This is a genomic window from Psychrobacter sp. NC44, assembly GCF_904846655.1.
Lineage (GTDB): Bacteria > Pseudomonadota > Gammaproteobacteria > Pseudomonadales > Moraxellaceae > Psychrobacter.
This window is the reverse complement of record NZ_CAJHBN010000006.1, coordinates 42205-53736: the sequence shown is the minus strand read 5'-3', so window position 1 is coordinate 53736 and position 11532 is coordinate 42205. Positions and strand designations below refer to the sequence as shown.

General features: G+C 43.1%; 13 protein-coding genes. 9 read left to right on the top strand and 4 right to left on the bottom strand.

What is annotated here, in order from left to right; genetic code table 11:
* Positions 1-7 precede the first annotated feature (7 nt).
* The 9 genes from JMX95_RS06160 to JMX95_RS06120 all read left to right on the top strand — a co-directional run bounded on the left by JMX95_RS06160 (position 8) and on the right by JMX95_RS06120 (position 7866).
* Positions 8-499, top strand: coding sequence for a M48 family metallopeptidase (locus JMX95_RS06160; RefSeq protein WP_201560323.1), 492 nt, complete (start codon positions 8-10; stop codon positions 497-499).
* Positions 500-659: 160 nt separating this feature from the next.
* A complete protein-coding gene (locus JMX95_RS06155) occupies positions 660-1148 on the top strand; it encodes a hypothetical protein (protein ID WP_201560322.1) in 489 nt (162 codons plus the stop codon).
* A gap of 200 nt (positions 1149-1348) precedes the next feature.
* A complete protein-coding gene (locus JMX95_RS06150; protein WP_201560321.1) occupies positions 1349-1771 on the top strand; it encodes a tetratricopeptide repeat protein in 423 nt (140 codons plus the stop codon).
* A 42-nt stretch (positions 1772-1813) separates the two neighbouring features.
* On the top strand, positions 1814-3010 hold the full coding sequence (locus JMX95_RS06145; protein WP_201560320.1) for a flavin monoamine oxidase family protein: 1197 nt from the start codon (positions 1814-1816) through the stop codon (positions 3008-3010).
* A complete protein-coding gene (locus tag JMX95_RS06140) occupies positions 3003-3944 on the top strand; it encodes a DMT family transporter (RefSeq protein ID WP_201560319.1) in 942 nt (313 codons plus the stop codon). Before JMX95_RS06145 ends, JMX95_RS06140 begins: the two co-directional genes overlap by 8 nt.
* A 373-nt stretch (positions 3945-4317) precedes the next feature.
* Positions 4318-6078, top strand: coding sequence for a TrkH family potassium uptake protein (locus tag JMX95_RS06135; protein WP_201560318.1), 1761 nt, complete (start codon positions 4318-4320; stop codon positions 6076-6078).
* Between the two features lie 57 nt (positions 6079-6135).
* On the top strand, positions 6136-6837 hold the full coding sequence (locus JMX95_RS06130; protein ID WP_045447178.1) for a potassium channel family protein: 702 nt from the start codon (positions 6136-6138) through the stop codon (positions 6835-6837).
* A 43-nt stretch (positions 6838-6880) separates the two neighbouring features.
* Positions 6881-7423 carry a DUF3124 domain-containing protein gene (locus tag JMX95_RS06125; protein ID WP_087814475.1) on the top strand — a complete coding sequence of 181 codons (543 nt, stop codon included), beginning with the start codon at positions 6881-6883 and terminating at the stop codon, positions 7421-7423.
* Between the two features lie 29 nt (positions 7424-7452).
* Positions 7453-7866, top strand: a complete 414-nt coding sequence (locus JMX95_RS06120; protein ID WP_201560317.1) for a PaaI family thioesterase — start codon at positions 7453-7455, stop codon at positions 7864-7866.
* Positions 7867-7957: 91 nt separating this feature from the next.
* On the opposite strand, the gene JMX95_RS06115 is transcribed toward JMX95_RS06120, so the two are convergent.
* The 4 genes from JMX95_RS06115 to JMX95_RS06100 form a co-directional block, all read right to left on the bottom strand.
* Positions 7958-8578: a YceI family protein gene (locus JMX95_RS06115; RefSeq protein WP_201560316.1), complete on the bottom strand. Its 621-nt coding sequence runs from the start codon at positions 8576-8578 to the stop codon at positions 7958-7960.
* 174 nt (positions 8579-8752) lie between these two features.
* The gene (locus JMX95_RS06110) at positions 8753-9544 is read right to left on the bottom strand and encodes a PAP2 family lipid A phosphatase (RefSeq protein WP_227675990.1); all 792 of its coding nucleotides are present in this window, start codon (positions 9542-9544) and stop codon (positions 8753-8755) included.
* A complete protein-coding gene (locus JMX95_RS06105) occupies positions 9541-10014 on the bottom strand; it encodes a diacylglycerol kinase (protein ID WP_201560315.1) in 474 nt (157 codons plus the stop codon). Before JMX95_RS06105 ends, JMX95_RS06110 begins: the two co-directional genes overlap by 4 nt.
* Positions 10015-10170: 156 nt before the next feature.
* Positions 10171-11517, bottom strand: a complete 1347-nt coding sequence (locus JMX95_RS06100) for a sensor histidine kinase (protein WP_201560314.1) — start codon at positions 11515-11517, stop codon at positions 10171-10173.
* Positions 11518-11532 lie beyond the last annotated feature (15 nt).

The following is an 11532-nucleotide window of genomic DNA, read 5'->3' as shown; positions in this document are numbered from 1 at the left end:
TAAGTTTGTGACCACATTAAAGTACATCGCTCATTATTCTGAGCAAGTTCAGACCCAAGCGGCATTGCTGATTAGCGATGGTAAATTAGGCGCATATCTAGAAAAAAAGTATCCCACTCAGCACCAAATAAAAAGTGATAAGGCGCTTTATCAGTATATCAATGAGATAAAAAACCAATATATGCGCAAAGTGGGACAGTTATCGAATGTCAGTTACAGTAGTAAATTAACGGTCCTCAAGCATGCGCTGGGTATTCATACTACCCAGTCTCGCATACAGGGCAGTAAGCTCAAATCGCATAACAGCATCACGGTAGCGAGCTTGTTTCAAGAAGCGCCGCCTGAGTTTTTGCGCATGATTGTCGTGCATGAATTGGCGCATTTTAAAGAGCATGAGCACAACAAAGCATTTTATCAATTATGCTGCCATATGGAGCCTGAGTATCATCAGTTTGAGCTTGATACGCAGTTGTGGTTGCACTGGCGCGAACTGAGTTGATCGCAGTGCTGTATTCTTTTCTTCTCAAAATGAGGACACGCCACAGATTATATTTCTTATCATAACTTTCTTATCATAAATAATATTATACCTTTTATTAATATATTTTAGTGTATAATTTAATAACGATGATTTTAATGATTGTTGATAAATGGAGAAGATGATGAAACGGATAGTTGCTACTGCACTTGCTATAAGCGCCGCCTCACTGATGGTTAGCTGTACAGCGACCAATGCCATGTCACAAAAGAGTGACGTCATTCCAGAGAATAAGAAACCGACGCCATCGATGTTGATTAATGTGACATCAGAGGACGCTCAAGTGCAGCTGATGTCGATGGTACTGACCATGCAATCAGCGCAGCAAGGTGCCAATACTCGAGTATTGCTCTGCGGTCCAGCCGGTGATATGGCACTCCGTGACGCACCCAAAAGTGTGACCACAGCGCAACCGCCTAAAAATATCAGCCCACAGGGTTTGATGCAAATGGTTATGAAAAATACCAATACCAAGGTTGAGGTTTGTGCACTTTATCTACCGGGTAAGGGTATTGACCAGTCGGCACTGATTGACGGCGTGAGTGCTGCTGATCCTGCTGATATCGGAGCGTTAATGGTCGATCAAACCACCAAGATAATGAGCTTTTAGGCAGATAAAAAATAATTAGTAGTTTGATGAATAAAAAGGGTGTGATATCGACTATCGCATCCTTTTTTTGTGTCAGTCATTTTGGCTAGTGGAATTGCGTTATAATCCCAGCTAAGCACTGTTTACCAAGTAATATTCGCCAAGTACTCTTGGCTGAAAAACAAGTACCATAGATCCTAATTCATAAAAGGTTATGAGCAATGATTAATACCAAAATTTATAAAGCAATCTATACCTTAGCTGAAGAGTTATTGGAAGCTGATCGTATAGGCAATCAAGCAGCATTTGATGGGTTTTACGCTGAATTAGAAGCCATTTGTAACGATAATGAAAACACCGATAAAGACCATCCAGAACAGTGGGAAACATTGGCTGACTTTACAGAAGATTTGGATGAAGCCTTAGTTATTTATGATAAGGCCTTAGCCAAAGCGACTGCGATCAATTCAAAAGACCACATGTCATCGATTGCCTTTTCTATGGCGGTTCTACAGATCGAAATGGGTGAAAAGGATGCGGCTATTCTAAATCTACAGAATGCTAAAATTACGGCTAATAAGATTGAAGATAAAGAGTTTAAGGTTGAGATAGACGAGCTGCTTACCAAGTTGTTGGCTGAATAATCTCAATACTGAATAGCTTCAACTAAGCAGGAATGATTTGTTATGCAAAACCTACCTATTGCAATTATCGGTGGTGGCTTGAGTGGCTTATATGCAGCATTTTTATTAGAGCAACGAGGTATTGATTATATATTGCTTGAGGCGCGTGATAGATTGGGTGGGCGCATCGCTGTTGCGAAATCATCAGTAGATCAGCATGCTAGTAGTCACAGTGTCGAGAATAAAAAATCAAACGATGGCTTCGACTTAGGGCCATCGTGGTTTTGGCCGGATTATCAGCCGCAGTTGAGCAGTCTTATTGAAACGTTGAATTTACCACGTTTTGCGCAGTTCGAGGATGGCGACATGATGGTGGAACGTGCCGCCAATGAGCTGCCTGTTCGTACCCAAGGCTATCAAAGCTCGCCACCGTCTATGCGCCTCGTCGGTGGTATGGCATCCTTGACTGACGCTCTGTATGCGCGTTTAAATCCTACGCGCATTATCACGGGGCAAATCGTAAAGCGTGTGATCAAGACTGAGCGCTGTATCAGCATAGAGAGCGAGAGCAGCGCTGAACAGATGACAGCTGATCAAATAACTACTTATCACGCGCAGCATGTGCTCCTTGCGCTACCGCCTCGTTTGGCGGCGAGTAACATCAAGTTTGAACCGACTTTACCGCAGGATTTGGTGGCAGAGTTGCAAGAGACCGCGACATGGATGGCGCCACATGCCAAATATGTGGCGGTTTATGAGTCGCCATTTTGGCGCAATCAAGGACTATCGGGTTCAGCGCGAAGTGCAGTAGGGCCACTTACTGAGATTCATGATGCGTCCTTGGTAGAGGGCAATGGTGCATTATTTGGCTTCTTTGGCGTTCCTGCTCACATACGCCAAAGCGTCTCAGAGATGGAGCTAAAAGCCCATTGCCGAGCGCAGTTGGTACGTTTATTTGGTGCACAGGCAGAGACGCCAACGGCTGAGTATCTGAAAGACTGGGCGCAAGATTCATTGACCGCGACGCCTGCTGATGCCAGTGGCTCAGGTCAACATGCTGTCGCACCGAACGCTAAGCCGAATACAGGGGTATGGCAAGAATGCCTAACGGGCAGCGCTAGTGAATGGTCAGACGCGTTTCCTGGTTATATTGCTGGTGCTATCGACGCAGCACATAAGGCAGTACAAGGTTTAGGTTTAGGTTTGTCTGATGAGCTATCGTCATCAGCGTTACCATCCAATGGGATAGTTGATGAGTGAGTCTTTAGAACAGCAAGCTTCTCGCAACACCAGCACATGGTTCATCCCTTTTGCTTGCTTGTTAGGCGGAGGAGGTCTGATTGGTATTTCTACCAATTTGGCAAAATATGCTGGTGAGATAGGTGTTACACCACTGGCATTTCTCTTTTGGTCCATCACGGGCGCTGCTGCTATTTTATTGATCGTTGCATTAATACGCCACGAATTACCTCCCTTAAATGCGCGTAGTTTTGAATACTATTTTGTGGCGGCGCTCATCAGTGTTGCGGGTTCTAATTTACTACTGTTTTCGGCTATCCCACATGTGGGTGCAGGTTTCGTTGCGCTCATTATCTCGCTTCCACCATTGCTGACTTATCTTGGTGTATTGGCACTGCGGATGGAGCAGTTTAATATCGTCCGCGCTTTGGGTGTGGCCGCGGCGCTTCTTGGTGCAGGAGTATTGGCAGCGCGTAAGTTTTCGACGCCAGACGCCAGTACTTTTTGGATTTTGATCGCGCTTTGCGGGCCAGTATTACTGGCTATTGGTAATATATATCGTACCCTACGCTGGCCTGATAAGGCATCACCTAGCGCACTCGCGCCAGGTATGCTAATCGCGGCGTCGCTGTTGCTGCTGTCATTTAGTGTATTGCCTAATTTTTCAGTTAATATGCCACTAGACTGGGTGCAGCTAGGTTTGATTGGCATACAAGCCGCCGTATTTGCAGGTCAATTCTTATTGTTGTTTTTACTACAAAAAACCGGCGGTCCTGTTTTATTAAGTTTATTAGGCTCGGTCGGCGCAGTTGTCGGTGTGCCAGTGGCTATTTTTTTGCAGGGTGAGATGCCGCCAGAAGGGCTGTTTTTGGGTGCTTCATTGATCGCACTGGGCGTTGGTTTGGTGACATGGGGCGGGGTGAGAATGGCGACCACACCGACAGAAACTACGTAAAGATGACCGTCAGAATATAGCGCTCATAAATACGCTAACCTATAGACTAATGACCCTACTAGAGCATATGTTTGCACTGCAACTATCCAAAAGTGTAGCCATGGAAAAATGTCACTATGTAGAAATGCCACTATGCAACCCTCACAGTGATCATTTTTTATCTAATCCAACCTCACAAAACCTCGTTAGAACGTAAATATTACCGTTACTGCCAATCTATAATTTATTTACAGCCATTTTAGCAATCAGCATGGCTAGGTATGAGTGTTCAACAGAGCATCATAATTGGTTACGATTATCTGAAATCAGTTTTTGTGAGTAACACAAAAAAGGAGTATAAATATCGTGGTTATTCCTATCATGGATTAGGGCGATGCATGCAGCCAAGCGTTATCGATTGTTAAATAATGTCACTATTGTCATTAGTATTATCGGCGTAGCCATTGCTTTATTAGACAGTGGTTTCACGCTGCCGATGTGGTTACAACAGGTTTTCCATATTTTTTATCTGGCGATTATTTTTTTAGGCTTTGTTGTAACGGCAGGGCGTTACTTCTATAGCAAAAAGCCGCTGACTCTAAATAAAGTCGCGGTCTTTGACTTACTGACCAGTATCGCGATTGTCATTTTACTGGTAGCGCATTTCACTGATTTGGTGCGCTCTGGGATGTCGGTCGCTGTTGATGGCTTCGTTGCCATCAAAATTGCCGTCTTTGTGACCTTTATTCGTGAAATATCTGACCATGATTTTAATCTTAATCGTACCTTTCTAAACCCTGCACAGTTTTTTATCTTAAGCTTCCTGTCATTGGTATTGGTCGGTGCATTGCTACTGATGATGCCCAATGCAACGACGCAGCCGCTGTCTTTCATTGATGCGCTCTTTACCGCGACCAGTGCCGTCTGTGTGACTGGTCTCATCGTGGTAGATACGGCGACTTATTTCACAACTTTTGGGCAAGTCATTATCATGGGGCTGATACAGATCGGCGGCTTGGGTATTTTGACTTTTGTGACGTATTTTAGTTATTTCTTTAAGGGCGGGGTCAGTTATGAGACGCAGGCGAGCATCAGTGAGATGTCTTACATGCGCGGCATGGGTGATGTGGTATCGACCCTCAAATCCATCTTATATGTGACATTTGCCGTTGAGGCAGTGGCTGCGGCACTCATTTATATTAGCATTTATGACATACCAGATATGGATTGGTCTGAGCAGTTATTCTTCTCTGTTTTCCATGCGATTTCTGCGTTCTGTAATGCTGGATTTTCTACATTTAGCGCTGGCATGTATGATGACGCGCTACGTTTTAATTACCCATTACAACTGATTATCGCCACGACCTTTATCTTTGGCGGCATGGGTTTTGTCATTGTGGTCAATGTGCTGCGTTATTTGCGTGATCGTGCCGAGCGCCTGATATATCGCCATGATCAGCGTTATATTTATCGACCATGGTTGCTCAATATTAATAGCCGCATAACCTTGATTACGACGGGCGCTTTATTGCTGGTAGGTCTCATCGGTGTGATGATATTTGAATATAATAATGTGCTGGCAGACCATCGCAGTTTTTTCGGTAAGCTTGTCACAGGGCTGTTTACTGCTGCCACGCCGCGAACCGCAGGATTTAATACCATCAACATGGGTGAACTCGCGTTTCCCACGATTATGTTGACGATATTTTTGATGTGGATTGGTGCCTCGCCAAACTCGACGGGCGGTGGTATCAAAACCAGTACGTTTGCGATTGCACTGTTAAATACTTTGAGTTTGGCACGTGGTCAGACCAATGTTGAGGTCTTTAAGCGGCAGATTGCTGACATCTCAATTCGCCGTGCATTTTCTATTATGTGGCTGTCTTTATTGGTCATCGGTATGGGGGTGACGCTCATCAGCTATGATCAACCAGAGCTTGATTTAATCAAGGTGGTTTTTGAGTGTTTTTCAGCTCACAGCACGGTGGGATTAAGTCTGAATTTGACGACAGAGTTATCAGATTTTAGCAAAATGGTGGTATCTGTCATTATGTTTGTTGGGCGCGTCAGCATGTTGACCATCTTTATTGCCCTACTTAAAAATAGACGCCAGCGCAATTATCGCTATCCAACTGAAGAAATCACGATCAATTAAATGGTCGTAAATAAGCCATTTCATCATTAAAAAATACTGAAAAAGGTTAATAAGGTTATGAAATATATCATCGTAGGGTTAGGGAACTTTGGCTCATCGCTAGGCATGGCGTTGACCCGTCAGGGGCACGAAGTGATTGCCATTGACAGCAGCATGCAAAAGGTTGAGGCGTATAAGGAAGTCATCTCTCATACCATCTGTATGGATGCCACGGATGAATATACCGTCAATGGTTTACCGATTGTCGACACCGATATCGTTATTGTCGCAATCGGTGAAGACCAAGGCGCAAACGTCATGGCGACTGCATTATTTAAAACCCTAAAAGCAAAACGTTTGATCAGCCGTAGTATTAATCCACTGCACGAAAAAGTGTTGCAAGCTATCGGTGTGGACGACCTTATTCACCCTGAAAAAGAGGCGGCCAATCGCTGGGCTAAACGGCTGTCACTACGTTATTTCGTCGACTCGTTTGAGCTGAGTGATCATTTCAGTATGGTAGAGATTAGCATTCCCAAGTCGTTGATTGGTCAGACCGTTGATGACTTGCAATTGGAGCAAAAGTTTAATATTCGATTGCTTAGTACCCTGCGCTATGAGTATTATGAAGACAGCTTTGGTCGTACGCAAAGTAAGCCTAGTATTAAAGGTTTGGCTGCGCCTGAGCAAGTATTGCAAGATAAAGACGTATTGGTCATCTACGGTGCTAACAAGCATATCAATGAGTTTCTGCGTAGTGTCGGTGTAAAAATCAAATAAACATTTGCAACAGCCGTGACATGAAAAGGCAAAGGGGAAACTTATGAGTAAGCGCACTATATCCATCTTGTTGCTTGCGACGATGGCATTGTTGTCAGGCTGTGATCAGACGCCGCAAGACCCGAACGTGTTATATTCAGAAAAACATCAAGACCCCATTCAAGAGCTGGAGATGACAACAGCGGTTGATCGTAGCCAGTTTGCCTATAAACAAACCTTTTATGTGCCCATTTATTCTGACATTTATACCGATAGAGACAATCGTAAAGTCTTGCTATCAGCGACTTTGAGTGTACGCAATACCACGCTAAAAAAATCACTGTATATCAATAAAATTGACTACTATGGCACTGATGGAACCTTTATAAAATCCTATTTAAACAAACCGATTGAGCTTCCAGCAATGGCCACGCTCAATTATATCGTCGAAAAAGAAGAGGATAAAGGCGGATCGGGCGCCAACTTTATCATCGAAGTCGAAGGGATAGACGAGACGGTCAAGCCCGTCATTGAGGCGGTGATGATCGGTAATTTTAGCAATAAAGGCTTTGCATTTAGTACAGAAGGTACGCCAGTGGTGCATTGATTAAAGATAATAAAATCCAAGGAAGGGATATGTCTGCAACCAAAGAAGAAGTTGTCACCTTTATGGCGTTGGAATTTCCACAAACCAAATGTGTCATCGAGGCAGTCGGTGACAATCGCTCAACCTTATCACACGATATTGGTATCAATGAATTGCGTCCCGGTGGTACGGTCTCTGGACCAGTATTGATGAGCATCGCTGATGTGGCTCTCTATGTGGCGATACTTGGTAAAATAGGTATTGTGCCATTAACGGTGACGACGAGTTTGACCATTAACTTCCTGCGCAAACCCTCAGCAGAAGCACGTATTATCGCTGAGTGTACGTTGATAAAAGTAGGTCGCACGCTAATCGTTGGCGAGGTTGCGCTTTATTCTGAAGGCTCTCGTGATATGGTGGCTCACGTAGTTGGCACGTATTCCGTACCGCCTCAGCACGTTTAGCTATTTTTAGCCCATTTTTAAAATGAGGATAGGCTCTAAAAAAGCAGTGCTATAAAAATTAATATCATAAAATTAACGCTGATAAGGACTGCTACTGTTTGGTTGCCTCGACCTGAATGTTTAAATGAAGGTTTTTAGTGACGCCAAACCACGCATATTTATCGATATTCCATTTGGTGCGATCAATCATCGCCGTAAAATCCCCACCACAAATATCTTTTTTGAGCGTAGGGTGTAGATAACAGTCAAACTTAGTCGCTGTTAAGCTAATAGGGTGGGTTTCACCATGCAGCGTTAGATGACCGTCTACTTTTGTGACCATTGGGCGTGATTTGTCTTGGCTAAAATACCATTTGTTAGAATCAAAACGTGCCAATGGAAAGCGCTGCATATCAAAGAAGCTAGGGCCTATCAAAGTCTGGTTAAATGCTTTATTCCTTGTATTTAGAGAGCTGATCGGAATGACTAAGGAGATATTGCCAGTTTTTAGACTTGAGTCATATTGCAGTTGACCTTGGACATTATAAAAGCCGCCCGCAGTGGCAGGGGATTGGAAGCGTTCAATGGCAAAGCGCACATGGGTGCCAGCAGGATTGATGGTATAACTGGCGGCATGGCTGCTATGTGCAGCGCTTATTATTAATAATGGCAGTGTCAATGTCAGTAAAGGGTAGATATGTGATTTTTTTAGAATAAAAGATAGGATGCTCATAGCTACATTTCTTTGCGGGCTATTGATAAATAAAGAACGTCGTCGATGAGCGCAATCCATGCTGTTACTCAATGTTAAGTCAGTCAGCAATAACTATTTATACATTATTTATCAAATACTGAGTAGCTTTATTTTTATAAGACTATCATTCTTAATTTGGCTATTATTCAACAGTTAAGATTGGGTTTTCGACGATTTTTGAAAGCTTGCCGCATCAGGTTTTTTGCCATTAGCATTGATACTGTTGGCTTTATTCGCTACTGGATATTTAAAAAATAGCGTTGCAAGTGCGCAGGTTATGGTCAATGACAGAAGCATCGATACTAATGTATGACTAAAAAAGTGATCACCAAACAGCATCTTATACAGTCCCATCGTCCATCCTACAACCGTGACTATTTCAAATATTCTATAGCGATACTGATGTAGAGTGGGTAAAAATGCCAAGCCATATAGAGAAAATCCGGCACTGGCATGAGCCGCTGGGAAGCACTTGGCAGGCGTGTTAGCGACTATATTTTGCCAAATATTTAGATAAGGCAGGTTGCCACCAAACAGTATTAAATGATTGGGGCAACTGACATGAGTGACACCTTTGAGTAGCGCAATCATACTGGGAACGGCAATTAAAACAAGCAGTAGATAACCTATTTCACGCGTGGATAACGGCGTGAGCAGTTTATCGTACTTAGCATTTTTTATTACCAGATTGATGTCTGAATCCTGTTTATGTCTCAGAATTAGAACGGCTATGAGATAAATGCTAAGCAAGATGAGTAGCAATTTAGGCAAGTCATAAAAAATAAAGGCAAAAGGTTGTGTGCCTTTTTCTAGTAGCCAGTGTCCATTAGTGTAAAAAAGCTCACTAATATGAATGTCTAATTGGCTGTGCTCAAACAGCAGTGTCGCTATGATGGTCAAGCATAGGAGTTTAAGCCAGACTCCATTGGCTGAATATGTTTTCAAAATACAACACTCAATAATGCCATCATCCACAAGATAAATAACAGCAGTAATGCCAAAAATTGCGCCGCAGAGCCGACATCTTTGGCTATCTTTGCCAGTGGATGCTTGGCGGTCGATGTGTGATCGACACTGGCTTCGATTCCAGTATTAATGAGTTCGACAATTAACGATAAGAAAGAAGCGACGACCAGCAGCATTTTGACGCTGACAGTGAAAGGGCACAATATAATCGCCATGAATAATATGAGATTGAGCCAAAATACTTGTCGAAAAGCCGCCTCAAATTTGTAAGCTGCTTTGAAGCCATCCAGAGAGTAACCAGCGGCTTTTATAATACGGTAAAATCCTGTTTTACCCTTGGCGTCACTAGCATAGCTATGAGGTAGCAGTTGTTTTTTGCCTGTTATTGGGCTTAAAACCCCACGACTGGCAGACTGGTCTTCAAGATTAATAGGATTTGCTTTATTCATGTCAAATGCTTCACAGTCTATTAATATCAAGGTATGCGATAAATGTTAATCATTTAATCGTGGAAAAAATAAATGGACGAAATAAATCAGCAGATATTAAGTATAAGCGGGCAGGCATTAAGAAAACGTTAAGCTTTTTTAAAATAGAGATCTTCTCTAATGATAATTGATGATAAAGGTGCTGCCACCTAACGGATTGACTTGATGGGTAAGCTGCCAGCCCATATGTGTCATGATACGCTGTACAATACTGAGCCCCAAGCCTGTGCCTTCTACTGAATAATGGGCGTCAGCTGCCGATGACGATTCTGTATCCAATGAGATGTCTTTATACTGCTGCTCTAGACGCTCAAATCTCTCATATAGCAGCGGCATCATCACCTCAGGAATACCTAGACCAGTATCAGTGACGGTGATTTTTTCAGCATCGATAGTGATGATGACCTCACCCTCATCGGTGTACTGAAACGCATTTTTTATCAAATTACCCAGTGCCATTTTTAGCAGTTCAGGTCGTACGTGTGCGACATACAGTTGTTCTGCGACTATTTTACAAATGACTGACTTATGGCGAAGCAAGTAATTTAAGCGCTGTACTTCATTTAACGCGATGTCATTGATAGACGTTGGCGGTGCATCCAGTTTTTCAGGCGCACGAGACAGCAATAATAAGGCGCTGATAATCTCCGAGGTTTCTTTGGCGGTCGTACTGATACGAGTGGCAAATGCGCTCAAGTGAGGGTCGTTTTCTAGTTGTGAGGACAATACTTCTGATGCCCCCATGATAATCGTCAAAGGCGTACGCAGCTCGTGACTGACATCACCAGTAAATAGCTGCTCGCGTTTGAGGTACTGCTCAAGTTTGTGGTTTTTTTCATCGATTGCGCGTGCTAACACGCCAACCTCGGAGGGCAGATGCGTCAATTCCGTCAAGTTGCGATGATCTGTTTCTACGGCTTGCTTTAAGTCTAATAAAGGCTTAATGATTTGCTTGGAGGACAGCGATGAAAATATCGCTGCAATCAATAAGCTCAAAATGACCGCTATTTTTAGGGCGTTGGCAAATATGTCTTCTAAATGCTCAAATATGGCCAAAACAGGGTAATTCCCCATCACCATTTCAGTGTTTTCTAAATAGGTTAAAATGTAGTTTTCTTTGTCTTTTTTATAATTAAAAAAATGTAACTCTGTTGTCGATTGACCATTTTTAGTGGTGACAGTGACGGGCATCTCTTGTACGGTTTGGGTGGCCAGTTTTTGCAGATTGCTCGGTGCGTTATCGAAGCGATAAATTTTAATACCCGGTTCAGCGGTATAAATAGGCTGATCGCCTTCTTTTTCTTGGCTAAGCTCTAACTGTTGCAATAAGCGAGCTTTGACCAGCTGTTGCTCCATTCTGACTTCGGCATACATGAAAATACTGACAAAAGTGGCACACAGTAATAGGGCAAATAACAAGTAGGAGAGTCGAAACTTATTGGCGATGGAGTCGATATTGAACATGGTATTTACTTCGTT

What these genes read in the sequence shown, in the direction of transcription:
- JMX95_RS06155 (WP_201560322.1), top strand. Translation starts at nt 660, where the DNA reads ATGATGAAACGGATAGTTGCTACTGCACTTGCTATAAGCGCCGCCTCA.
- JMX95_RS06150 (WP_201560321.1), top strand. Translation starts at nt 1,349, where the DNA reads ATGATTAATACCAAAATTTATAAAGCAATCTATACCTTAGCTGAAGAG.
- JMX95_RS06145 (WP_201560320.1), top strand. Translation starts at nt 1,814, where the DNA reads ATGCAAAACCTACCTATTGCAATTATCGGTGGTGGCTTGAGTGGCTTA.
- JMX95_RS06140 (WP_201560319.1), top strand. Translation starts at nt 3,003, where the DNA reads ATGAGTGAGTCTTTAGAACAGCAAGCTTCTCGCAACACCAGCACATGG.
- JMX95_RS06135 (WP_201560318.1), top strand. Translation starts at nt 4,318, where the DNA reads ATGCATGCAGCCAAGCGTTATCGATTGTTAAATAATGTCACTATTGTC.
- JMX95_RS06130 (WP_045447178.1), top strand. Translation starts at nt 6,136, where the DNA reads ATGAAATATATCATCGTAGGGTTAGGGAACTTTGGCTCATCGCTAGGC.
- JMX95_RS06125 (WP_087814475.1), top strand. Translation starts at nt 6,881, where the DNA reads ATGAGTAAGCGCACTATATCCATCTTGTTGCTTGCGACGATGGCATTG.
- JMX95_RS06120 (WP_201560317.1), top strand. Translation starts at nt 7,453, where the DNA reads ATGTCTGCAACCAAAGAAGAAGTTGTCACCTTTATGGCGTTGGAATTT.
- JMX95_RS06115 (WP_201560316.1), bottom strand. Translation starts at nt 8,578, where the DNA reads ATGAGCATCCTATCTTTTATTCTAAAAAAATCACATATCTACCCTTTA.
- JMX95_RS06105 (WP_201560315.1), bottom strand. Translation starts at nt 10,014, where the DNA reads ATGAATAAAGCAAATCCTATTAATCTTGAAGACCAGTCTGCCAGTCGT.
- JMX95_RS06100 (WP_201560314.1), bottom strand. Translation starts at nt 11,517, where the DNA reads ATGTTCAATATCGACTCCATCGCCAATAAGTTTCGACTCTCCTACTTG.